The 21916-nt window shown below is 59.7% G+C and carries 22 protein-coding genes; 18 read left to right on the top strand and 4 right to left on the bottom strand.

Annotated elements, in window-relative coordinates; translation table 11 throughout:
* The first annotated feature begins 142 nt into the window (after nt 1-142).
* The 7 genes from ACCC84_RS22140 to gcvP all read left to right on the top strand — a co-directional run bounded on the left by ACCC84_RS22140 (nt 143) and on the right by gcvP (nt 9529).
* Entirely contained in the window at nt 143-721 is a 579-nt protein-coding gene (locus ACCC84_RS22140; RefSeq protein WP_004958989.1) for a YecA/YgfB family protein, read from the top strand.
* Between the two features lie 56 nt (nt 722-777).
* On the top strand, nt 778-2091 hold the full coding sequence (gene pepP / locus ACCC84_RS22135) for a Xaa-Pro aminopeptidase (RefSeq protein WP_004958992.1): 1314 nt from the start codon (nt 778-780) through the stop codon (nt 2089-2091).
* Between the two features lies 1 nt (nt 2092).
* On the top strand, nt 2093-3271 hold the full coding sequence (gene ubiH / locus ACCC84_RS22130) for a 2-octaprenyl-6-methoxyphenyl hydroxylase (RefSeq protein WP_004958994.1): 1179 nt from the start codon (nt 2093-2095) through the stop codon (nt 3269-3271).
* Between the two features lie 31 nt (nt 3272-3302).
* Nucleotides 3303-4505 (top strand): FAD-dependent 2-octaprenylphenol hydroxylase, encoded by a 1203-nt coding sequence (ubiI, locus tag ACCC84_RS22125; protein ID WP_004958996.1) that lies wholly within the window; start codon nt 3303-3305, stop codon nt 4503-4505.
* Between the two features lie 480 nt (nt 4506-4985).
* Complete coding sequence (gene gcvT / locus ACCC84_RS22120) at nt 4986-6083, top strand: glycine cleavage system aminomethyltransferase GcvT (protein ID WP_039991772.1); 1098 nt, start codon at nt 4986-4988, stop codon at nt 6081-6083.
* 93 nt (nt 6084-6176) lie between these two features.
* Nucleotides 6177-6563: a glycine cleavage system protein GcvH gene (gcvH, locus tag ACCC84_RS22115; protein WP_004959000.1), complete on the top strand. Its 387-nt coding sequence runs from the start codon at nt 6177-6179 to the stop codon at nt 6561-6563.
* A gap of 86 nt (nt 6564-6649) precedes the next feature.
* Nucleotides 6650-9529, top strand: a complete 2880-nt coding sequence (gene gcvP, locus ACCC84_RS22110; RefSeq protein WP_371902348.1) for an aminomethyl-transferring glycine dehydrogenase — start codon at nt 6650-6652, stop codon at nt 9527-9529.
* A 54-nt stretch (nt 9530-9583) separates the two neighbouring features.
* On the opposite strand, the gene ACCC84_RS22105 is transcribed toward gcvP, so the two are convergent.
* Complete coding sequence (locus ACCC84_RS22105; RefSeq protein WP_371902347.1) at nt 9584-9823, bottom strand: hypothetical protein; 240 nt, start codon at nt 9821-9823, stop codon at nt 9584-9586.
* On the opposite strand from ACCC84_RS22105, the gene ACCC84_RS22100 reads away from it, so the two are divergent.
* The gene (locus ACCC84_RS22100; protein WP_004959006.1) at nt 9822-10568 is read left to right on the top strand and encodes an SDR family oxidoreductase; all 747 of its coding nucleotides are present in this window, start codon (nt 9822-9824) and stop codon (nt 10566-10568) included. The genes ACCC84_RS22105 and ACCC84_RS22100 overlap by 2 nt on opposite strands.
* 4 nt (nt 10569-10572) lie before the next feature.
* Here ACCC84_RS22100 and ACCC84_RS22095 read toward each other — a convergent pair whose 3' ends face one another.
* A complete protein-coding gene (locus ACCC84_RS22095) occupies nt 10573-11253 on the bottom strand; it encodes a GntR family transcriptional regulator (RefSeq protein WP_039991774.1) in 681 nt (226 codons plus the stop codon).
* A gap of 125 nt (nt 11254-11378) precedes the next feature.
* On the opposite strand from ACCC84_RS22095, the gene ACCC84_RS22090 reads away from it, so the two are divergent.
* From ACCC84_RS22090 to ACCC84_RS22075, 4 genes are read left to right on the top strand one after another with little or no spacing between them, the layout of a single operon-like run.
* Nucleotides 11379-12092 (top strand): DUF2848 domain-containing protein, encoded by a 714-nt coding sequence (locus tag ACCC84_RS22090; RefSeq protein WP_371902346.1) that lies wholly within the window; start codon nt 11379-11381, stop codon nt 12090-12092.
* The gene (locus ACCC84_RS22085; RefSeq protein WP_004959013.1) at nt 12092-13441 is read left to right on the top strand and encodes an amidase; all 1350 of its coding nucleotides are present in this window, start codon (nt 12092-12094) and stop codon (nt 13439-13441) included. Before ACCC84_RS22090 ends, ACCC84_RS22085 begins: the two co-directional genes overlap by 1 nt.
* Nucleotides 13442-13488: 47 nt before the next feature.
* Nucleotides 13489-14142, top strand: a complete 654-nt coding sequence (locus ACCC84_RS22080) for a DUF4286 family protein (protein ID WP_039991775.1) — start codon at nt 13489-13491, stop codon at nt 14140-14142.
* Nucleotides 14139-15458 (top strand): MFS transporter, encoded by a 1320-nt coding sequence (locus tag ACCC84_RS22075; protein WP_371902345.1) that lies wholly within the window; start codon nt 14139-14141, stop codon nt 15456-15458. Before ACCC84_RS22080 ends, ACCC84_RS22075 begins: the two co-directional genes overlap by 4 nt.
* 114 nt (nt 15459-15572) lie before the next feature.
* Here ACCC84_RS22075 and ACCC84_RS22070 read toward each other — a convergent pair whose 3' ends face one another.
* A complete protein-coding gene (locus tag ACCC84_RS22070; RefSeq protein ID WP_004959018.1) occupies nt 15573-16181 on the bottom strand; it encodes an HD domain-containing protein in 609 nt (202 codons plus the stop codon).
* Nucleotides 16182-16375: 194 nt separating this feature from the next.
* Here ACCC84_RS22070 and trhA point away from each other — a divergent pair, with 194 nt between their 5' ends.
* Both trhA and ACCC84_RS22060 read left to right on the top strand, forming a co-directional pair.
* Nucleotides 16376-17050 carry a PAQR family membrane homeostasis protein TrhA gene (gene trhA / locus ACCC84_RS22065; protein WP_039992574.1) on the top strand — a complete coding sequence of 225 codons (675 nt, stop codon included), beginning with the start codon at nt 16376-16378 and terminating at the stop codon, nt 17048-17050.
* Nucleotides 17051-17203: 153 nt separating this feature from the next.
* Nucleotides 17204-17704 carry a DUF2165 family protein gene (locus ACCC84_RS22060; RefSeq protein WP_004959022.1) on the top strand — a complete coding sequence of 167 codons (501 nt, stop codon included), beginning with the start codon at nt 17204-17206 and terminating at the stop codon, nt 17702-17704.
* Nucleotides 17705-17758: 54 nt separating this feature from the next.
* On the opposite strand, the gene ygfZ is transcribed toward ACCC84_RS22060, so the two are convergent.
* Nucleotides 17759-18748 (bottom strand): tRNA-modifying protein YgfZ, encoded by a 990-nt coding sequence (gene ygfZ / locus ACCC84_RS22055; protein WP_004959025.1) that lies wholly within the window; start codon nt 18746-18748, stop codon nt 17759-17761.
* A 322-nt stretch (nt 18749-19070) separates the two neighbouring features.
* On the opposite strand from ygfZ, the gene sdhE reads away from it, so the two are divergent.
* The 4 genes from sdhE to creC are packed head-to-tail and all read left to right on the top strand — an operon-like array spanning nt 19071 to nt 21874.
* Nucleotides 19071-19337, top strand: coding sequence for an FAD assembly factor SdhE (gene sdhE / locus ACCC84_RS22050; RefSeq protein WP_004959027.1), 267 nt, complete (start codon nt 19071-19073; stop codon nt 19335-19337).
* On the top strand, nt 19318-19743 hold the full coding sequence (locus ACCC84_RS22045) for a protein YgfX (RefSeq protein ID WP_039991778.1): 426 nt from the start codon (nt 19318-19320) through the stop codon (nt 19741-19743). Before sdhE ends, ACCC84_RS22045 begins: the two co-directional genes overlap by 20 nt.
* Nucleotides 19743-20438, top strand: a complete 696-nt coding sequence (creB, locus tag ACCC84_RS22040; RefSeq protein ID WP_371902344.1) for a two-component system response regulator CreB — start codon at nt 19743-19745, stop codon at nt 20436-20438. The genes ACCC84_RS22045 and creB overlap by 1 nt, the downstream gene beginning before the upstream one ends.
* Nucleotides 20435-21874, top strand: coding sequence for a two-component system sensor histidine kinase CreC (gene creC, locus ACCC84_RS22035; RefSeq protein ID WP_371902343.1), 1440 nt, complete (start codon nt 20435-20437; stop codon nt 21872-21874). Before creB ends, creC begins: the two co-directional genes overlap by 4 nt.
* Nucleotides 21875-21916 lie beyond the last annotated feature (42 nt).

The raw sequence follows: 21916 nt of genomic DNA, 5'->3' as shown, positions 1-21916 counted from the left end.
ATTTTTATCCCGGACGGCACCAAGTGAACCCTAGCACATACCGATTATAACTAGCCACTGCAGGGGCGTGCTTATCTGGTATAACCACGGACCTTGGTGGTAGCATAACACGAACTTATCCTGCCAACGATGACGAATACGCATGTCTATACAGAATACATTTCCAAGTTACCAATCTTTGACCGTCGCCCTCAAGGGCCAGTCGGTGGCATTGACCGCAGCCGAAATGCACGGCCTGCTCAGCGGCATGCTGTGCGGCGGCAATCGTGATGCCAGCTGGCAAACGCTGATGCACGACCTGACCAACGACGGCGTGGCCTTTCCGCAGGCGTTGAGTCTGCCACTGCAACAACTGTATGAAATCACTCGCGAAACGCTGGAAGACGATGAGTTTATGTTCCAGCTGATGATGCCGGACGGTGAGGCGGTGACGGTATTCGAACGCGCCGACGCGCTGGCGGGCTGGGTGAACCACTTCCTGCTTGGCCTGGGGATGATGCAGCCGAAGCTGGCGCAGGTGAAGGACGAAGTGGGCGAGGCGATTGACGATCTGCGTAACATCGCGCAACTGGGCTACGACGAAGACGAAGACCAGGAAGAGCTGGAGCAGTCGCTGGAAGAGGTGGTGGAGTACGTGCGCGTCGCGGCGATCCTGTGCCATACCGAATTCAGCCGCCGCAAGCCGACCGCGCCGGAAAACGTCAAACCCACGCTACACTAAACCGCAGGTTATTCGCGTATCGCTCACCAGCAGCAGACAGATTTCAGGAGAGGGACATGACTCAGCAGGAATACCAGCATCGCCGACAGGCGCTATTGGCGAAAATGGCGCCGGCCAGTGCGGCAGTGATTTTCTCGGCGCCGGAAGCAACGCGCAGTGCAGATTCAGAATATCCTTACCGTCAGAACAGCGATTTTTACTACCTTACCGGCTTTAATGAGCCGGAAGCGGTATTGATTCTGGTGAAAAGCGACGAGACGCATAATCACAGCGTATTGTTCAACCGGGTACGCGATCTGACGGCGGAAATCTGGTTTGGTCGTCGCCTGGGACAGGACGCTGCGCCGGCCAAACTTGGCGTCGATCGCGCGTTGCCGTTTGATGAGATCAATGACCAACTGCATCTGCTGCTGAACGGCCTGGACGTGGTGTATCACGCACAGGGCGAATATGCCTATGCGGATGCCATTCTGTTTGCCGCACTGGAGCGGCTGCGCAACGGATTCCGCCAGAACCTGCAGGCGCCGGCCAGCGTAACCGACTGGCGGCCGTGGCTGCATGATATGCGGCTGTTCAAGTCGGCGGAAGAGCTCGCTGTGATGCGTCGCGCCGGCGAAATCAGCGCGCAGGCGCACACTCGGGCGATGGAAAAATGCCGCCCGGGGATGTTTGAATATCAGTTGGAAGCGGAAATACACCACGAGTTTACCCGCCTGGGTGCGCGTTACCCGGCTTATAACACCATCGTTGGCAGCGGCGAAAACGGCTGTATCCTGCACTACACCGAAAACGAAAGCGAAATGCGCGACGGCGATCTGGTGCTGATCGACGCCGGTTGCGAGTATCAGGGCTATGCGGGTGACATTACCCGCACCTTCCCGGTTAACGGCAGGTTCAGCCAGCCGCAGCGCGCGGTGTATGACATCGTGCTGGCGTCGTTGCACTATGCGCTTGAGGCCTTCAAACCGGGCACAAGCATTCGTCAGGTGAATGACGAGGTGGTGCGCATCATGGTCAAGGGCCTGGTTGGCCTGGGGGTGATGAAAGGCGACGTAGAGCAGTTGATCGCCGAGCAGGCACATCGCCAGTTCTTTATGCATGGCCTGAGCCACTGGCTGGGGCTGGATGTTCACGATGTGGGTCACTATGGCACGCCAAGCCGCGATCGCCTGCTGGAGCCGGGCATGGTGCTGACAGTTGAGCCAGGCCTGTACATCGCCCCGGACGCCGAGGTGCCAGCGGAGTATCGCGGCATCGGTATTCGTATCGAAGATGACATTCTGATCACCGCCGACGGTAATGAAAACCTGACCGCGCAAGTGGTGAAAGATGCCGATGCCATCGAAGCGCTGATGGCGGCGGCGAGATAACATGAGCGTAATCATTGTTGGTGGCGGCATGGCCGGTGCGACGTTGGCGCTGGCGCTATCGTCGCTGAGTCAGGGAAAGGTAAAGGTCGATCTGATCGAGGCGACGCAGCCAGACGATCGTTCGCATCCGGGATTTGACGCGCGGGCGATTGCCCTGGCGCAGGGGACCTGCCAGCAGTTGGCACGTATCGGCGTCTGGCCGGCGTTGCGTGATTGCGCGACTGCGATTACCCACGTGCACGTTAGCGATCGCGGTCATGCCGGTTTCGTCAATCTGCGCGCACGGGATTATCAGGTCGCAGCGCTTGGCCAGGTGATTGAACTGCACGACGCCGGTCAGCGGCTGTTTGCACTGCTGGACAAGGCGCCAGGCGTAACCTTGCACTGTCCGGCCAGGGTGCTGGAGGTGCAGCGCAGCGTCGATCATGCCGAGGTGCGGTTGGATAATGGCCAGCGTTTGAGTGGTCAATTGCTGGTCGCCGCGGACGGCTCGCGTTCTGCGTTGGCGCAGGCGTGCAATATGCACTGGCAGCAACGGGATTATCCGCAGTTCGCCACCATCGCCAACCTCACCACCGAACAAGATCCGCAAGGGCGAGCTTTCGAGCGCTTTACCCGCCACGGGCCGCTGGCGCTGTTGCCAATGAGTCACGGCCGCAGTTCGTTGGTATGGTGCCATGCGCGGGACGATCGTGAGCGGGTCGACGGCTGGAGCGACGCGCAGTTTCTAACCGAACTGCAACAGGCGTTCGGCTGGCGTCTGGGGCGTATGCTGAAGGTCGGCAAACGCCACAGCTACCCGCTCAGCCTGCTCACCGCCAACCAGCACGTCACCCATCGCCTGGCGCTGGTGGGCAATGCCGCACAAACGCTGCACCCGATAGCCGGGCAGGGATTTAACCTGGGTCTGCGTGACGTGATGTCGCTGGCGGAAACCCTGGCCGCAGCGGCAGAACGTGGCGAAGATCTTGGCGCCTTTACGCTGCTGAGCCATTACCAACAGCGGCGGCAGCAAGACCAGCAGGCGACGGTCGGCGTCACCGACGGCCTGATTGCCCTGTTCGCCAATCGCTATGCGCCGTTGGTGGTGGGGCGCAATCTGGGTCTGATGGCGATGGAACACCTGTCGCCGGTACGCGATGCGTTTGCCAAGCGTACTCTGGGCTGGGTCGATCGCTAATATTTAATGCGTTTTTAAGGAATCAAGCAGCATGCAATCATTTGATGTGGTTATCGCCGGTGGCGGTATGGTCGGGCTGGCATTGGCCTGCGGCTTGCAGGGCAGTGGCCTGCGGGTTGCGGTGCTGGAGCATCATCAGCCGGACATGTCGCCGCCGCCGCAACAGCCGGCGCTGCGCGTTTCCGCCATTAATGCCGCCAGCGAACGTCTGCTGCAACAGATAGGCGTATGGGATGAGATTCTGCAACTGCGCGCCAGCGCGTACAACGCGATGGAAGTGTGGGATCGCGACAGCTTCGGCAAAATTGCCTTCAGCGGCGATGAATGCGGATTCAGCCATCTTGGCCACATTATTGAAAACGACGTGATTCAGCAGGCGCTGTGGCGCAAGGCGCAGGCGTCGTCGGATCTGACCCTGATTACTCCGGCGGCGTTGAAACAGGTGGCATGGGGCGAAAACGACGCGTTCATTACGCTGGACGACGGCCGCATGCTGAGCGCCCGGCTGGTGGTGGGGGCCGACGGTGCCCATTCGTGGCTACGCCAGCATGCCGACATCCCGTTGACCTTCTGGGACTATCGCCATAGCGCGCTGGTCGCCACCATCCGCACCGCAGAGCCGCATCTGGCGACCGCGCGGCAGGTGTTTCACGGCGACGGTATTTTAGCGTTTCTGCCGTTCAGCGATCCGCATCTGTGTTCGATCGTCTGGTCGGTGGCGCCGGAAGAAGCCGAGCGCTTGCAACAGTTGCCGCCGGAGCAGTTCAACCGCGAGCTGGGCATCACCTTCGACATGCGTCTCGGGGCGTGCTCGGTGGAAAGTGAACGGCTGACCTTCCCGCTGACCGGCCGCTATGCGCGTAATTTTGCCGGTCACCGACTGGCGCTGGTGGGCGATGCGGCCCACACCGTACACCCGTTGGCTGGGCAGGGGGTCAACCTCGGCTTTATGGACGCGGCGGAGTTGATCGCCGAACTGAAGCGCCTGCAACGTCAGGGCAAGGATCTTGGCCAGCACCTGTATCTGCGCCGCTACGAGCGCCGCCGCAAGCACGGTGCGGCGGTGATGCTGGCCAGCATGCAGGGCTTCCGTGAACTGTTTGACGGCAATAACCCGGCCAAAAAACTGCTGCGTGACCTGGGGCTGCGGTTGGCGGACAGCCTGCCGGGCGTAAAGCCGAAACTGGTGCGTCAGGCGATGGGGCTCAATGACTTGCCGGAGTGGCTGGCCTAGCCGTCCGGCTGTGCCGGCCTCTCGCTGCCGGCAAACTCCGCCGTATTCTTCTCTCGACGACCACGCTGTTTTCATCAGCAAAACAGCGTGGTGTCATAAATCCTCCTTATAATACCCTTCATTTGAAATAAACTAATTTCACCCAATTTTTTGCATTAGTTTTTCTAATTCAATGGTCGGTTGTCAAAAGTCAAAATTCCGCCAGCCATGACGCATTTGTTATATAACATCGTCATTTTGCCACTTTAATTGTTGATTTTGTGCCATGAAGCGCATTTTTCCAGTGAAAAACTCTGCACACTAGCGCGGCATTTTAGCGCTCGCCGAGCGGTCTGAGCCTATTTTAACTTATGGTTAATGTGGTCGTTCGGTGATAAGTTCGGATAAAAGGTATCGTTTGCGTCGCGGCGGTTGACGGGCTTTTTGGCAACGTTCTGCGCGGCATTTGATACCCGGTTAATCATTGTGGAGAGGGATAAGATGGCAAAGCAAACCCCACTGTACGACCAGCACCTGGCGTGCGGTGCGCGCATGGTCGATTTTCACGGCTGGATGATGCCGTTGCACTACGGCTCCCAGATTGATGAACACCACGCCGTGCGGCAGGATGCCGGTATGTTCGATGTCTCCCACATGACCATTGTCGATCTGCACGGTGCGCGTACCCGCGAATTCCTGCGTTATCTGCTGGCCAATGACGTCGCCAAGCTGACCCAGCCAGGCAAGGCGCTGTACACCGGGATGCTTAACGCCTCCGGCGGCGTGATCGACGACCTGATCGTTTATTTCCTCAGCGAAGACTATTTCCGCCTGGTGGTGAACTCCGCCACCCGCGACAAAGACCTGGCCTGGATCGAGCAACACGCGGCGCCGTACGGCGTTGCGCTGACGGTACGTGACGATCTGGCGCTGATCGCCGTGCAGGGGCCGCAGGCCAAAGAGCGTGCCGCCACCTTGTTCAGCACGCAACAAAAGCAGGCCGTCGAGGGCATGAAGCCGTTCTTCGGCGTTCAGGCCGACGATCTGTTCATTGCCACCACCGGTTATACCGGCGAAGCCGGCTACGAGATTGCGCTGCCGAAGGCGCAGGCCGCCGAATTCTGGCAGCAGTTGCTGGCAGCGGGCGTCAAGCCGGCCGGGTTGGGCGCGCGCGATACGCTGCGTCTGGAAGCCGGCATGAACCTGTATGGGCAGGAAATGGACGAAGGCGTTTCTCCGCTGGCGGCCAACATGGGCTGGACCATCGCCTGGGAGCCGCAGGACCGCCAGTTCATTGGGCGCGACGCGCTGGAGCAGCAGCGTGAGCAGGGCACCGAGCAACTGGTCGGCTTGATCATGACGGAAAAAGGCGTATTACGTAATGAGTTGCCGGTGCGTTTCACCGATGCCGGCGGCCAGATCCACGAAGGAATTATCACCAGCGGTTCGTTTTCGCCCACGCTTGGTTTCAGCATTGCGCTGGCGCGCGTGCCGGCCGGCATCGGCGAGCAGGCCATCGTGCAGATCCGCAACCGTGAAATGCCGGTCAAAGTGACCAAGCCTGGCTTTGTTCGCGCCGGCAAATCACTGATAAATTAAATCATTATTGGCTATTCCGCAGGGTTTACGCCGTCGGTGATAACGCGGTGTGAAACACGCGGAGACATTATTTATTTTGAAGGAGTTCGGGCGATGAGCAATGTACCAACAGAATTGAAATACGCGACCTCTCACGAGTGGGTGCGCGACGCAGGCAACGGCGAATACGTGGTGGGCATCACCGAACACGCACAGGAACTGTTGGGCGACATGGTGTTTGTCGACCTGCCTGACGTAGGCACAACCGTCGCGGCAGGCGACGACTGCGCGGTGGCCGAATCGGTGAAGGCCGCGTCCGACATCTATGCGCCAATCAGCGGTGAAGTCATCGCGGTCAACGACGCGCTGGACGGCTCGCCGGAGCTGGTCAACAGCGAACCCTATGGCGACGGCTGGCTGTTCCGCATCAAAGCCTCCGATGCCGGCGAACTGGGCAAGCTGCTGGATGCCGCCGGCTACCAGGCGTCGATCGACGAATAATCACCACCACGCCCCAGGTCAGCCGACCGGGGCGTTTTAGTTCACGCTATATCCCGTACCACGCAAGCATTCAGGAATTTGTAGCAATGACTCAGACACTCAGCCAACTTGAACACAGCGAAGCGTTCATCGAACGCCACATCGGCTCTTCTGCGCAACAACAGCAGGAGATGCTGGCAGCGGTGGGCGCACGCTCGCTCAGCGCGCTGATCCAACAGATTGTGCCGGCAGACATTCAACTGCCGGGGCCGCCGCCGGTTGGCGATGCGGTCACTGAACATCAGGCGCTGGCCGAGCTGAAGGTGATTGCCGGTCAGAATCAGCGCTACAAATCCTATATCGGCATGGGCTACAGCTCGGTACTGACGCCGCCGGTGATCCTGCGCAATATGCTGGAAAACCCCGGCTGGTACACCGCCTACACGCCATATCAGCCGGAAGTGTCGCAGGGGCGCCTGGAAGCGCTGCTGAACTTCCAGACGGTGACGCTGGATCTGACTGGTCTCGACCTGGCGTCCGCGTCGCTGCTGGACGAAGCAACCGCAGCCGCCGAAGCGATGGCGCTGGCCAAGCGCGCCAGCAAGCTGAAGGACGCCAACCGCTTCTTTGTGGCGGACGACGTGCATCCGCAGACGCTGGACGTGGTGCGTACCCGTGCCGAAACCTTCAATTTTGAAGTGATCGTCGACAAAGCCGAAAAAGTGCTCGAGCTGGAAGGCGTGTTCGGCGTGCTGTTGCAGCAGGTCGGTACCACCGGCGAACTGCACGATTACAGCGCATTGCTGGCCGAATTGAAGTCGCGCAAAATCATCACCAGCGTCGCTGCCGACATCATGGCGCTGGTGCTGTTGACCGCGCCAGGCAAACAGGGCGCCGACGTGGTATTCGGCTCTGCGCAGCGCTTTGGCGTGCCAATGGGCTACGGCGGCCCGCATGCCGCGTTCTTTGCCTGCCGCGACGAGTTCAAGCGCTCGATGCCGGGCCGTATCATCGGCGTGTCACGCGATGCCGCCGGTAACACCGCGCTGCGTATGGCGATGCAAACCCGTGAGCAACATATCCGCCGTGAAAAGGCCAACTCGAACATCTGTACTTCGCAGGTGCTGCTGGCCAACATCGCCAGCCTGTACGCGGTGTACCATGGCCCGCAAGGCCTGCAGCGCATCGCCGGGCGCATTCATCGCCTGACCGACATTCTGGCTGCCGGCTTGCAGCAGGCCGGCCTGCTGCTGCGTCACGCCACCTGGTTCGACACCCTGACCGTTGAGGTCAAGGACAAGGCGGCGGTGCTGGATCGCGCGCTAAGCTTCGGCCTCAACCTGCGCACCGACATTCACGGTGCGGTGGGCATTACCCTTGACGAATCGACGTCGCGCGAAGACGTGCAAACGCTGTTTGCCGTCCTGGCCGGCGACGACCACGGTCTGGACATTGACGCGCTGGACGCGGCGGTGAGCACCGCGAGTGCATCGATCCCGGCGGCGATGCTGCGCCAGGAGCCGATCCTCAGTCATCCGGTATTCAACAGCTACCACAGCGAAACCGAGATGATGCGTTATATGCATCGTCTGGAACGCAAGGATCTGGCGTTGAACCAGGCGATGATCCCGCTGGGCTCCTGTACCATGAAGCTGAACGCTGCGGCAGAGATGATCCCGATCACCTGGCCGGAGTTTTCCGACATGCACCCGTTCTGCCCGGCAGAACAGGCGGCAGGCTATCAGCAGATGATCGGCCAGCTGTCCCAGTGGCTGGTGCAACTGACCGGTTATGACGCCATCTGTATGCAGCCGAACTCCGGCGCTCAGGGCGAATACGCCGGTCTGCTGGCGATCCGTCGCTATCATGAAAGCCGTAACGAAGCCGGCCGTCACGTATGCCTGATCCCAAGTTCGGCGCACGGCACCAACCCGGCGTCGGCGCAAATGGCCGGCATGAGCGTGGTAGTGGTGGCCTGCGACAAGAACGGCAACATCGATCTGCATGACCTGCGCGTCAAGGCCGAGCAGGCCGGCGAAGCACTGTCCTGTATCATGGTGACCTACCCGTCGACCCACGGCGTGTACGAAGAAACCATCCGCGAAGTATGCCAAATCGTTCATCAGTTCGGCGGTCAGGTCTATCTTGACGGCGCCAACATGAACGCGCAGGTGGGCATCACCACGCCGGGCTATATCGGCGCGGATGTATCGCACCTTAACCTGCATAAAACCTTCTGTATCCCGCACGGCGGCGGCGGCCCGGGCATGGGGCCAATCGGCGTCAAGGCGCACCTGGCACCGTTTGTTCCGGGGCACAGCGTGGTGCAAATCGACGGCGTTACGACTCAGCAGGGTGCGGTGTCTGCGGCACCGTTCGGCAGCGCATCGATTTTACCTATCAGCTGGATGTACATTCGCATGATGGGAGCCGAAGGGCTGAAGCAGGCGAGCCAGGTGGCGATCCTCAACGCCAACTATATCGCTACCCGCCTGAAGGATGCCTATCCGGTGCTGTATACCGGCCGCGATCATCGCGTGGCGCATGAATGTATTCTGGACATTCGCCCGTTGAAGGATGAAACCGGCATCAGCGAAATGGACATCGCCAAGCGCCTGATCGACTACGGTTTCCACGCGCCGACCATGTCGTTCCCGGTTGCCGGCACGCTGATGGTGGAACCGACCGAATCAGAAAGCAAAGTCGAGCTGGACCGCTTTATCGACGCGATGCTGGCGATCCGTGCAGAAATCGATCGCGTACAGCAGGGCGAATGGCCACTGGACGACAACCCGCTGGTCAATGCGCCACACGTGCAGGCGGAGCTGGTTGGCGAATGGCAACATGCCTATAGCCGCGAGCTGGCGGTATTCCCGTCGCTGGCGGTACGCGAGAACAAGTATTGGCCGACCGTGAAGCGTCTTGATGACGTTTATGGCGACCGCAATCTGTTCTGCTCCTGTGTGCCGATCGGCGACTACCAATAACCGATTCGATTAACGTCGATTAATCAGGGACGCCGTATTTACGGCGTCCTTTTTTTATTGCTGGCGGCAATAGCAGGCCAGATGGATATCCTCTGGATCGCCGGCAAACAGCTCGGCGTCGGGTGAGGTCAGCAACCGGCAAAAAGTAATATTGAATTTGTTGATTTTCCAGATGATATTATCCTGGCACACCGCTTGTGCGCGGCTAGAATCTGCCCGCCGGGTGAGCGGTGCAAACCGTTTTGCCAAGCACAGCGGCACATTATTTACCGCATCCGTAATGGGGAGTGACATGACAAAAGTTGCATTGATTACCGGCGCCAGCCGAGGCATTGGCCGCGCGACGGCGTTATTGCTGGCCCGTCAGGGTTATGCGGTAGGGGTTAACTATCAGACCAATGAGGCAGCGGCACAGCAGGTGGTAAACCAGGTGCTTGCCGCTGGCGGCCGAGCGCTGGCGTTGCAGGCGGATATTGCCCAGGAGAATGAGGTTGTGGCGATGTTCTCCCGGCTGGACGCCGAGCTTGGTACCCTCTGTGCTCTGGTGAACAACGCCGGCATTCTGTTTCAGCAGACCAGCATCGAACACATGAGCGCAGAGCGCATCAACCGCGTGCTGGCCACCAACGTCACCGGCAGTTTTCTCTGTTGTCGCGAAGCGGTGAAACGCATGGCGCTGCGCCACGGCGGGCAGGGCGGGGCGATAGTCAACGTTTCCTCTGGCGCCGCGCGGTTAGGGTCGCCGGGAGAATATGTCGATTATGCCGCCTCAAAAGGGGCGCAGGATACCTTGACTACCGGGCTGGCGATCGAAGTAGCGGCGCAGGGGATCCGCGTCAATAGCGTGCGGCCGGGCGCCATTTATACCGAGATGCATGCCAGCGGTGGAGAGCCGGAGCGCGTCGAGCGGGTAAAAAGCCTGTTGCCGATGCAACGCGGCGGGCAACCGGAAGAAATAGCGCAGGCCATCGCCTGGCTGCTGTCAGACGCCGCTTCTTATGTCACCGGCAGTTTTATCGACGCCGGCGGCGGTCGCTGATCCGTCAGGCATCGTGCAACAGCGCGCTGCGGAAGGACAGAATGTGTGCCTGCGCCGCCGATTCCGCCGCCTGGGTATCCTGTTGAGCCAGTGCGTCGATGATTGCGCGGTGCTCTTCAATCACCTCCTGCATATGACCTTCCTTGGAGAGCGAGGTGGCCCAGAAGCGTTGCGCGCGTGCGTGCAGCACGCTGAGGATGTCGGCCAGCATGGCATTGCCGGCGATCTGTGCCAGCGCCTGATGGAATTCATTATCCAACATCATCATGCGCACCCGATCGCGAGCCTGGCAGGCAGCGGCAATCTGCTGATTGAGCGCGCTCAGCCCGGCCACTTGCGCAGCGGTGGCGCGCTTGCTGGCCAGACGCATGCACAGCAATTCGTTGGCCAGTCGCACTTCGATCAGTTCCAATGCATCATCGATCGACAAAGGCGCAACCATTACCCCCTTGCGTGGGATCACCTGCAATAACCCTTCATTGGCCAGACGGTGGATCGCCTGGTTGATCGGCGTTCTGCCCATCTGCAAATCAGTCATCACCTGCGCGGTATTCAAATACTCACCCGGTTTATAGCTCAAGGTCACTAACGCCTGCTTGAAGCGCCGATAGGCCAGTTCGTTCAGGGACAGGCCTGCTTCCTCTACCGGCGGGCGCTCCCGACCCTCTGCATCAACGGTCTTCACGTTTTGCTCCTGCAACTAAAAAGTTTTTAGACATAGTACACAAAAATATGGCACGGAAATCGCTTAATGAGTAACTAAAGATATAGTGAAATTTCACAGTGTTTTAACAAAAGGGAGCGAATACCATGCAACTGACCTTCACTTTACCTGATTCTCGCGAGGCTGACGCCCTGAACGTCGAGATTGACCATCTGGTGATTGCCGGTTGGACCGGACGCGATCGGCAAGCCATCTTGCACCATATTCGGGAGTTGGCCGAGCTGGGGGTGCCCCAACCGAGTGCAGTTCCACTGTTTTATCGCGTGGCGGCCAACCAGCTTAGCCAGCGCGACAGCGTCGAAGTGATGGGCGCCGCCAGCTCCGGCGAAGCCGAACCGCTGGTGTTTACCCACCAAGGCGAGCTGTATGTTTCGCTGGCCTCCGATCATACCGACCGGGAGTTGGAGGCGCACAGCGTGGCGCTGTCGAAACAGCTCTGCGTCAAACCGGTGGCCACGGCGGCCTGGCGATTGCAGGAGGTGGCAGCGCATTGGGACCAGCTGATTCTGCGCTCGTGGATTAAGGAGCAGGGGGAGTTCCGCCTGTATCAACAAGGAACACTGGCCAGTCTGCGCACCCCGGGCGACTTGCTGGAGCGTTATCTGGCCGGCCAGCAACTGCCGGAATACCAGACGCAACCACAGCAGCCGCGCGACGGACTGGCGATGACCTGCGGCACGCTGGCGGCGATCGGCGGTATTCGCCCGGCGGCGGAGTTTCGCATGGAATTGGTGGACGAGATTCTGGGGCGCCGTATTTGCCATACCTATCGAAGCATCGAATTACCGGTGGTGGCGTGATGAAAAAGCTGACCTTGTTACAGGCCGCTGCCGGCCTGGCGTGCGGTGAGTTCACCTCTCGGCGGCTGACGGCAGAGGCGCTGGCGTGCATCGACGATCCCCAAGGAGAGGGCGCACGCGCATTTATCCGCGTTTATCACGCCTGGGCGCAGCAGCAGGCGGCCGAATCCGATCGGCGGCGAGCCGCTGGACAGGCGCTGTCGCCGTTGGACGGCGTGCCGGTGTCGATCAAGGATCTGTTCGACGTGGCCGGCGAAGCGACCACCGGCGGTTCTCGCGTCTTGACCGATGCCGCTCCGGCGCAACGCCATGCGGCGGTGGTAGCGCGTTTGCTGCAGGCCGGAGTAGTGATTGTCGGTAAAACCAATATGACCGAGTTTGCCTATTCGGGGCTGGGCATCAACCCGCACTACGCCACGCCGGCCAATCCATGGCAGCGCGCGGCGCGACGCATTCCCGGCGGTTCATCGTCCGGCGCGGCGGTGGCGGTCGCCGATGGCATGGGATTCGGAGCGATTGGCAGCGATACCGGCGGTTCGGTGCGCATTCCGGCGGCGTTTTGCGGATTGACCGGCTACAAGCCCAGCGCATGCCGCATTGACATGGCTGGCGTGCAGCCGCTGTCACCGTCGTTGGATTCCGTTGGTGTGATCGCTCACGGCGTGGCGGACTGCGTCGCGCTGGATGCGGCGATCGCCGAACGGGCGCTGGAACCGCAAACGCTGCCGCTGGCTCAGGCGCGTTTCGCCGTGCCGCAAACGCTGGTGCTTGATGATTTGGATGACGCGGTGGCGACGGCATTTGACCGCGCGTTGCAGCGTCTGACGCTGGCGGGGGCGCGCATCGACGCCCTGCCATGCAGCGAGTTCGCCGAACTGGCGGCGATCAATGCCAGCGGCGGCTTCACCGCGCTGGAGTCGTGGCAATGGCACCAGACGCTGATTGCCTCACAGGCGGCTGATTACGATCCACGGGTGCTGTCGCGCATTCGTCGCGGTGCGACGCTGGGCGAGGGTGACCGTCAGCGATTGCAACAACAGCGTGGCGATTGGCAACGGCGGGTGGCGGCAACGCTGGAGGGCTATGACGCGCTGCTGATGCCCAGCGTACCGTTTATCGCGCCGACCATCGCCGAACTGGAAGCGGATGAGGCGCTGTACTTCCGCGTTAACGGCGCCGCGTTGCGTAACCCGTCGGTAATCAATTTTCTAGATGGCTGCGCCGTGTCGCTACCCATGCAACCCCCCGGCAGCGCGCCGATCGGTTTGATGGTGGCGGGATTGCCGCAGCAGGATCAGGCGCTGCTGGGTTGGGCGCTGTCAATTGAGCGTTGCCTTGCCGGCGCGTGAATTACGGCGGGCATGCTCGCCTCATTTTGAGCTAACAGGAGACTCCCATGACCGGAACCCCTAATGGAATGCTGTTTGTCGCCACAGACGTCGCCGCACAGGATGAGGCGGACTTCAACCAATGGTACGACCGGGAACACGTGGAAGAACGGGTGCGCATTGACGGCTTTTTGAGCGGCACGCGTTATCAGGCGTTGCAGGGCGGGCGAAAATACCTCGGCCTGTATAAAACCACCTCGCTCGACAGCTTTACTTCAGCGGCATATCACGCCGCGTTCACTCGCCAGACGCCATGGTCAGTGGCCTGTCTGGACAAGATGGTCAATCCAATGCGGCGCGTCTGTTCGCTGACGACGCTGAGCGGCATCGGCTGCGGTAGCCATCTGAGCATTCTCACCCTGGCGGTTGGCGCAGACCGCCCACTGGTGCAGCGAGCCAGGCAACTGGGCGAAGAACTGGCCAGTGCCGCCGGGTTTGTCTGCAGCAGCCTGTTGCTGCCCGACGCGCTACTCAGTACACCGCTGCCAAAAGAAACCACGGAAAACCGCCGGTTACTGCCGATGCTGCTGATCGAAAGCAGCAGCGTGCAGGCCGGTCAACGCCTTGCCGACCAGGCTTGCGCGGCTCTGAATATTGCGCCGGACGCTGCGCTGCAATACGCGCTCAGCTGGCGACTCACCGCACAGGAGTTGACATCATGAGCACTTCTACCACGGAAACCCCGATCGGTGCAGAGGCGGCCCGCAGCGCCGATGCGCCCAATACCGGCAAACTGGCGGCGGCAAGCTCCATCGGCACCGCGCTGGAATGGTACGACTTTACCGTTTACAACATCATGGCGGCGCTGATTTTCAATCACGTCTTCTTCCCGTCGTTTGATCCGCTGGTGGGCACTATCCTGGCGTTTTCCACCTATGCGGTCGGTTATGTCTCGCGGCCGATTGGTGGCATCGTGTTCGGTCATCTGGGCGACGTGCTTGGCCGTCGTTTTGTATTGGTTACCACGCTGCTGATGATGGGCATTACCACTGCATTGATGGGGTTACTGCCCGGCTATGCCAGTTGGGGCATCTGGAGCCCGTTGCTGCTGGTGACGCTGCGCTTTATTCAGGGCATCGCGCTGGGCGGTGAATGGGCCGGTGCGGTGCTGCTGTCAATGGAGCATGGCAAACCGCATCAGCGTGGGCGCAATGCGTCGTTCGCTCAGGTCGGCCCGTCCTGCGGCTCGCTGATTGGCACCGGTTTTATCATGCTGGTCACGGTGGCGATGTCGGCGGACGACTTCCAGCAATGGGGCTGGCGCATTCCGTTCCTGCTGAGCCTGGTGCTGGTGGTATTTGGTCTCTGGCTGCGTCGTGGCGTGGGGGAGACGCCGGCGTTCCTCACGCTGGAAGCCAACCGCGACGTGACTCACGCGCCGCTGCGTGAAGTGTTCGGCCAGCATAAACGGGCGCTATTGATCGCCGGCGGTTCACGCATTGGCTCTGACGTACTGTATGCGCTGGTGGTGGTGTTTACCCTGACCTATGTCACCACGGTATTGAACCTGCCACGGCCATTGGCGTTGGCCGCCACCATGCTCGGCGCGGTGGGCAACGCGCTTACGGTTCCGCTGTTCGGCGCGCTTTCCGATCGGCTTGGTCGGCGCCCGGTGTATATTGGCGGCGCGCTGGCGGCGATGGTCTGGGCGTTCGTGTTCTTCGTGCTGCTGGACAGCACGCAGCCAGTGCTGATTTGCCTGGCGGTGGTGGTGGGGTTACTGATCCATGCCGCGATGTATGGCCCACAGGCGGCGTTCGTCACCGAACAGTTCCCGACCCGCGTGCGTTACGCCGGCTCATCACTGGCCTATACACTGGCCGGCATCGTCGGCGGTGGCTTTGCGCCGCTGATCATCGCGTCGCTGTTCAAAAGCTATGACAGTACGCTGGCGGTGTCGCTGTACGTGGTCTTTGCGCTGCTGATAACCCTGTGGGCGGTGCTGGCCGCCAGGGAAACCGCGCATAAACCGCTGTAAAGGCCACGCCGGGCGATATCTGCACCCGGCGTGGTTGTTCAGGCAAAGGCCGGGTCAGGCCGCCATGGTCTGCTCGCTCACGCCGCTGGCTTCCAGCGTCGGCGCGTGTGATGGTTACTTCAGCCAGCCTTTGCGCTGTGCTTCATGCAGATGGTGGGACAGGTGCTGCCACAGTTCCGGGTAGACCTCGGCGATCATGGCGTTGCGCGATAGTACCTGATCGAGGCTGATGCCGTTTTCAACCCAGCTCTGCCCCTGGTTATGCAGATTCATCAGCATGGGCATGGTGCGATCCAGCACCAGTGCAAAACGTGCATCGGCGCTTTCGCCGTCTTCATATTCCTGCCATAACGCGGTGAAATACTCGCGCTGTGGTTCCGGCAACAGACCAAACAGACGACGCGCTGCGGCGACTTCCTGATCGTGAATCGCGGCACGTGCGGCCAGATCGTACACCAGCACGTCGCCGGCATCGATTTCGACGATGTCATGCAGCAGGGCCATCTGGATCACGCGTTGGATATCAACGTCTTCAGCGGCATAAGGCGCCAGGCTCATGGCGGCGATGGCGAAGTGCCAGCTGTGCTCGGCAGAGTTTTCCTGACGCTGGGTGCCCAATACTTTGGTACGGCGCTGAACGCTCTTGAGTTTATCGATTTCCATCAGGAACTGGATGACCTGAGTCATGGCGCCAAATTCTAACGCGGGTACGGCAGATGACATGATACAGCCTCGGTAGTCGGTGGGTTTAAAGCAGGATGATTGTAGATCACTCAACGACAGATTTCGACGTTTGCGCTTTGTTACACGCCAACACAGTTTTATTTTAGCGTACACGTGTACACTGGAATTATTCTCAGCTAAGCTGCGTTGTGGAAATTTCGAGCAAGAATACCGGTTTTGAGGGTTTGGTGGTTATGGGAAAAGCGGGTGGAATTAAAGCCAGGGCCGACAAGTTGGCCAATGCGGCTTATCCGTGGGCGGAAGAGATCGCCAACAGTATCAGTCATGGGATTGGGTTGATTTTCGGCATTGTCGGTTTGGTGCTGCTGCTGGTGCAGGCGGTGGATACCGGCGCCGGAGCCACCGCCATCGCCAGTTACAGCCTGTACGGCGGCAGCATGATCCTGCTGTATCTGGCTTCTACGCTTTATCATGCCATTCCGCATCAAAAGGCCAAATACTGGCTGAAAAAGTTTGATCATTGTGCCATCTATCTGTTGATCGCCGGCACCTATACGCCATTTTTACTGGTCGGGCTGGATTCGCCGCTGGCACGCGGCTTGATGGCGGTGATCTGGGGGATGGCGCTGTTTGGCGTGATCTTCAAGCTGGCGTTTGCCCACCGTTTCGAGGCGCTGTCGTTGGTGACCTATCTGACCATGGGCTGGCTGTCGCTGATCGTGATCTATCAACTGGCTACGCGACTGGATATCGGCGGCGTTACGCTGCTGGCCGTCGGCGGAGTCGTGTATAGCCTGGGGGTAATTTTTTATGCCTCCAAGCGTTGGCGTTTCGGCCATGCCATCTGGCACGCTTTTGTACTGGGCGGCAGCGTGTGCCATTTTATGGCGATTTATCTGTACGTCTGATAGCCGAACGTTAAATCCATATTGAATAAGCGTTTCTTTTGCGTTAGAAAGAAGCGCTTGTTTCTTTCGGGTATCCAACAAGTTCCTTTCGTCTTCCTGAGCCCGCAATACGCATCCTCCGATGCTCTTTGTTTTCTTTCAGGACTTATCATTATGATCATTCGCTTATCCAAAGCGCTGCTAGTCTGCGCCATTGCCTTGTTCGCCTCATTGGTCGCCTTCGGTAACATCACCGATTACGGCTCTAACTTTGCCTTTGTTCACCACGTATTTATGATGGATACCCTTTTCCCTGACGCCACCATTCGCTATCGCGCCATTGATACCCCGTGGATGCACCATGCCGGCTATATCGGCATCATTGCGCTGGAAACCTTAACGGCGCTGTTGTGCTGGATTGGCGGGGTGCGTTTGTTGCGTGCGCTCAGGCTGCCGGCGGCGGCGTTTAATCATCGTAAGGCGTGGGCGGTAGCCGGCCTGACGTTAGGGTTCCTGACCTGGCAGGTGGGGTTTATGTCGATCGGCGGCGAATGGTTCGGTATGTGGATGTCAAAACAGTGGAACGGAGTGCCTGACGCCTTCCGTTTCTTTGTGACCATCCTGTTGGTGCTGATTTATCTGGTGCAGCGTGACGACGAGCTTCAGCAGCAGTAAATCACAGAGGCTGGAATAAAAAAAGGCGCAACCCGTTGCGCCTTTGCTGTCGAATTATTCTTCGGTTAGCGAGTACGGCAGCGGCATGATGCCGAGTTCGCCGCCAACGTCCTCACGCAGCCGCAGCTTGCTGTCCGCTGCCAGATCGTTATTCAACACCGCCTGCACCCAGATGGTGCCGTCGGCCAACTGGCTGGCAGCCAGCACGGTGCCGGTGCGGCGCCAGTTGTCCCCCAGTTGCAGTTCCAAATCGTCCGAGGCGGCGGGCACCCGACTGCCTTTCCCTGCCAGCCAATACATGGCGCGCTTGTTGGCGCCGCGGAACTTGGCGCGCGCCACCATTTCCTGCCCGGTATAACAGCCTTTGCTAAAGCTGATGCCGCCCAGTGCCTGCAGGTTGGTGGCCTGCGGAATCAGTTGCGCGCTGTTTGGCGCGTCGATAATCGGGTAGCCAGCTTCAATGTCCAGCGTCAGCCACTGCTGGCTGTCGTTCAATTGCGCCTGCTCTTGCAGTTTTGCGCAAAGCTGTTCGGCGATTGCGGCCGTGGTGACCAGCAGAAAGCGTTCCGCCGGCAGGCTGAAGTGCAGCAGGGTGGTATCACCGTCCTGCGCCACGGGATGCGCTGCGTCCGGTAATTGGCCGAACACGCCCGCCAGCGCCGCACGCGCCTGGAAACCGGCGACGCCCAGCAGTACCGCGTCGTTATCCGCGCTAAAGGTCACCTTGGAAAATACCGCGTACTTTTTGATTTCCGCCAGTTGGTTGTCTGCCAGACTACGGCGCTCCAGATAGGCGAAGCCTTCGCCACGCCGGAACAGCCGCAGATTGCTCCACATTTTACCTTTGGCATCGCAATGGCCGCACAGCACGTGCTGATCAGCCGCCAGTTGGTCGAGGTCGGCGGTGACCTGACCCTGGAGGTATTTCACCGTGTCCGGGCCGTTCAGCGTCACCAGCGCCCAGTCTTCCAGCGATATCAGCGTAAGCGGCAGGTGAGACGAAGCGGAGGGTTGACGGGGTAGAAAAGGAATATTGAACGCCATAGTAAGATCCTGATTAACGTTAAGCTTACCGAAAGGAGTATGCCCACCATGGTAAAAGAGGCGACCGGCTTTGCAAACAGTTATTGCCTGGTAGCGCTTTTTTTGACATTTAGCGCTTAATTGCGCTTTCCGCAGCAAACGTTCTTCCCGGCGAGTATGTCAAATTGTTACTCTATACGCTTACGGCTGACATTACCCTGACAAACTAATTGTTAACCGACGGAATTATATCGAGCAAGCGTTGCCATACAGTGTAACAGGTGAACCCTATACTGGCATTGCCACGCCGAAGCCACGCAGAACAGAGGTTAGTCATTACAACATGGATATCAATAACAAAGCACGTATTCACTGGGCTTGCCGCCGCGGCATGCGCGAACTGGATATCTCGATCATGCCGTTTTTCGAATATGAGTACGATTCGTTGAGCGATAAAGACAAGGCGCTGTTTATTCGCCTGCTGGAATGTGACGATCCAGATTTATTTAACTGGCTGATGAATCATGGCGCTCCGCAGGATGACGAACTGCAGAGAATGGTGACCTTGATCCAGACGCGAAATAAAGACCGTGGCCCAGTGGCGATGTAATGTCCGTATCTCCTGGCGCACCCAAATCGTTTCGCTGTTGGCGCACGGCGCGCTGATACTGCTGATCCTGATTTCGCCGTGGCCCGAAGGTTACGGCCCGCTATGGCTGGTGCTGCTGACGCTGGTGGTGTTTGAATGCATCCGCAGCCAAAAGCGCATTGCCACGCGCCAGGGAGAGCTGCGGGTGCTGAGTGCGCCGCGGCATGTGGTGTGGGACGGCCAGGAATGGCGGGTTATCGGCCGGCCATGGATGCCGCGCTTCGGTATTCTGTTCACGCTGGAACCGCTTGACGGGCAAAAACGACGTCGGCTGTGGCTGGCGTCCGACTGCATGAGCAAAGCGGACTGGCGGCAACTGCGCCAGCGGTTGTCGTTCCCGCCGGAGGATGATAGCGAGGCGCCGTGATGAAACCGCCGATCTGGCTGGTAGAAGATGAACCCAGCATTGCCGATACGCTGGTTTACACGCTGGAAAGCGAAGGGTTCCAGGTGCGTTGGTTCGAACGCGGAGAACCGGCGCTGCAGGCGTTGGCGCAGGGGGAACCGGCGCTGATCATCCTTGACGTCGGCTTGCCCGATATTAACGGCTTTGAGCTTTGCCGCCGCTTGCTGGCGCAGTCGGCTGACTTGCCGATCCTGTTTTTAACCGCGCGCAGCGACGAGATCGACCGGCTGCTCGGGCTGGAGATCGGCGCAGATGATTATGTTGCCAAACCGTTTTCGCCCCGTGAAGTCAGCGCTAGGGTGCGCACCATCCTGCGCCGATTACACAAGCAGCAACGCATAACGGCGTCGGCGACTCATCGCGTGGGCGAGCTGGTGCTCGATGAAGACGCCGCCACCGTGCATTATTACCAACGGCCGTTGGCGCTGACCCGTTACGAATACCTGTTGTTGAAAACCCTGCTGCTGGCGCCGGGGCGGGTATTTTCACGTCAACAGCTGATGGAGGTGGTCTGGGCCCAGGCGGAAGACAGCCTTGAACGTACCGTCGATACCCACATCAAAACGTTGCGCGCCAAGCTGCGGGCGGTCAATGCCCACGCCTCGCCGATTCACACCCATCGCGGCCTGGGGTATAGCGTGGTTCGCCAGCCATGAGAATCGGCCTGCGACTGCTGCTGGGATATTTCCTGATCGTCGCGGTGGCGGGCTACTTCGTGCTGAGCATTTTTGTACAGGAAGTCAAACCTGGCGTGCGGCGTGCGACCGAAAGCACGCTGGTTGATACCGCCAGCCTGTTGGCGCAGATAGCCCGCCAGGACATGCAACACGGCGAGGTGGCCAACGGTCGCTTGGCGCAGGCGTTCATTCGACTCAACCAGCAACCTATCGGCGCTAATATTGCCGGCATCCGCAAAGATCGCAGCGAATATCACGTTTATCTTACCGACGGGCAGGGGCGAGTCATTTTCGACTCTGCCGGCCAGGCGCTGGGGCAGGATTATTCGCGCTGGAACGACGTTTATCTGACGCTGCGTGGGCAATACGGCGCACGCAGTAGCCGCAGTAACCCGGCGGATGAAAACAGCTCGGTGATGTACGTTGCCGCACCGGTGCGCGAAGGGCGCAAAATCATCGGCGTGCTGAGCGTCGGCAAGCCCAACAGCAGCATGACTCCGGTGATCAAGCGCAGCGAACGGCGCATTCTACTGGCGGGGGGCGTGCTGCTCGGTATCGCTTTGCTGATTGGGTTGGGATTTGTCTGGTGGATTAACCGGTCGATAGGTCGCCTGGTGCATTATGCCGACGGGGTGGCGCAGGGTGAAGTGGTCACGCTGCCGAACATTGGCACCCATGAACTGGCGCGATTGGCGCAGGCACTGGAAAGCATGCGTCTCAAACTGGAGGGCAAAGCGTACATCGAACGGTATGTGCATACGCTGACGCACGAGTTGAAAAGCCCGCTGGCGGCGATCCGCGGCGCGGCGGAGCTGTTGCACGAGAAACCCCCTCCGGCCACGGCACGGCGTTTTCTGATCAATATTGAACAACAGAGCGCCCGTATCCAGCAATTGGTCGATAAGCTACTGGTACAGGCGCGGCTGGAAAGTCGGCTCGAGCTGGAGATGTCACCGCTGGCGATGGCCGATCTGCTGCGCCAGGTGGTGCAGGGCAAAGAAGCGCAGGCGACGCGACGCGGCGTACAGTTGCAGCTCATCGCCGCCGACGCCGCCACTCTGTATGGCGATGCGCTGTTGATCGAACAGGCGCTGACCAATCTGCTTGATAACGCACTGGACTTCACTCCGCCAGGCGGTACGGTTCATCTGCGGGGCGAACAGGGTGAGCAGGAGTACCGCATTACGGTCAGCGACAGCGGCAGCGGGATCCCCGACTACGCGCTGGATAAAGTCTTCGAGCGGTTTTATTCGCTGGCCCGCGCCGATAAACCCAAAAGCAGCGGCCTGGGGCTGAACTTTGTGCAGGAAGTGGCCCGTCTGCACCGGGGCAGTATTCATCTGCACAACCGCCAACCCCACGGCGTCGAGGCGATCTTCAGCTTATCCTCCGGGCTTCACCGTCCCTTCACATAACCACATTCTGTCTTCACCTACGGGTTTTAACATGGCGCCATG

Origin of the sequence: Serratia odorifera, assembly GCF_041448735.1 — a bacterium.
Lineage (GTDB): Bacteria > Pseudomonadota > Gammaproteobacteria > Enterobacterales > Enterobacteriaceae > Serratia_F > Serratia_F odorifera.
This window is presented reverse-complemented; position numbering and strand designations above follow the sequence as displayed.

What these genes read in the sequence shown, in the direction of transcription:
- ACCC84_RS22140 (WP_004958989.1), top strand. Translation starts at nt 143, where the DNA reads ATGTCTATACAGAATACATTTCCAAGTTACCAATCTTTGACCGTCGCC.
- pepP (WP_004958992.1), top strand. Translation starts at nt 778, where the DNA reads ATGACTCAGCAGGAATACCAGCATCGCCGACAGGCGCTATTGGCGAAA.
- ubiH (WP_004958994.1), top strand. Translation starts at nt 2,093, where the DNA reads ATGAGCGTAATCATTGTTGGTGGCGGCATGGCCGGTGCGACGTTGGCG.
- ubiI (WP_004958996.1), top strand. Translation starts at nt 3,303, where the DNA reads ATGCAATCATTTGATGTGGTTATCGCCGGTGGCGGTATGGTCGGGCTG.
- gcvT (WP_039991772.1), top strand. Translation starts at nt 4,986, where the DNA reads ATGGCAAAGCAAACCCCACTGTACGACCAGCACCTGGCGTGCGGTGCG.
- gcvH (WP_004959000.1), top strand. Translation starts at nt 6,177, where the DNA reads ATGAGCAATGTACCAACAGAATTGAAATACGCGACCTCTCACGAGTGG.
- gcvP (WP_371902348.1), top strand. Translation starts at nt 6,650, where the DNA reads ATGACTCAGACACTCAGCCAACTTGAACACAGCGAAGCGTTCATCGAA.
- ACCC84_RS22100 (WP_004959006.1), top strand. Translation starts at nt 9,822, where the DNA reads ATGACAAAAGTTGCATTGATTACCGGCGCCAGCCGAGGCATTGGCCGC.
- ACCC84_RS22105 (WP_371902347.1), bottom strand. Translation starts at nt 9,823, where the DNA reads ATGTCACTCCCCATTACGGATGCGGTAAATAATGTGCCGCTGTGCTTG.
- ACCC84_RS22090 (WP_371902346.1), top strand. Translation starts at nt 11,379, where the DNA reads ATGCAACTGACCTTCACTTTACCTGATTCTCGCGAGGCTGACGCCCTG.
- ACCC84_RS22085 (WP_004959013.1), top strand. Translation starts at nt 12,092, where the DNA reads ATGAAAAAGCTGACCTTGTTACAGGCCGCTGCCGGCCTGGCGTGCGGT.
- ACCC84_RS22080 (WP_039991775.1), top strand. Translation starts at nt 13,489, where the DNA reads ATGACCGGAACCCCTAATGGAATGCTGTTTGTCGCCACAGACGTCGCC.
- ACCC84_RS22075 (WP_371902345.1), top strand. Translation starts at nt 14,139, where the DNA reads ATGAGCACTTCTACCACGGAAACCCCGATCGGTGCAGAGGCGGCCCGC.
- ACCC84_RS22070 (WP_004959018.1), bottom strand. Translation starts at nt 16,181, where the DNA reads ATGTCATCTGCCGTACCCGCGTTAGAATTTGGCGCCATGACTCAGGTC.
- trhA (WP_039992574.1), top strand. Translation starts at nt 16,376, where the DNA reads ATGGGAAAAGCGGGTGGAATTAAAGCCAGGGCCGACAAGTTGGCCAAT.
- ACCC84_RS22060 (WP_004959022.1), top strand. Translation starts at nt 17,204, where the DNA reads ATGATCATTCGCTTATCCAAAGCGCTGCTAGTCTGCGCCATTGCCTTG.
- ygfZ (WP_004959025.1), bottom strand. Translation starts at nt 18,748, where the DNA reads ATGGCGTTCAATATTCCTTTTCTACCCCGTCAACCCTCCGCTTCGTCT.
- sdhE (WP_004959027.1), top strand. Translation starts at nt 19,071, where the DNA reads ATGGATATCAATAACAAAGCACGTATTCACTGGGCTTGCCGCCGCGGC.
- creB (WP_371902344.1), top strand. Translation starts at nt 19,743, where the DNA reads ATGAAACCGCCGATCTGGCTGGTAGAAGATGAACCCAGCATTGCCGAT.
- creC (WP_371902343.1), top strand. Translation starts at nt 20,435, where the DNA reads ATGAGAATCGGCCTGCGACTGCTGCTGGGATATTTCCTGATCGTCGCG.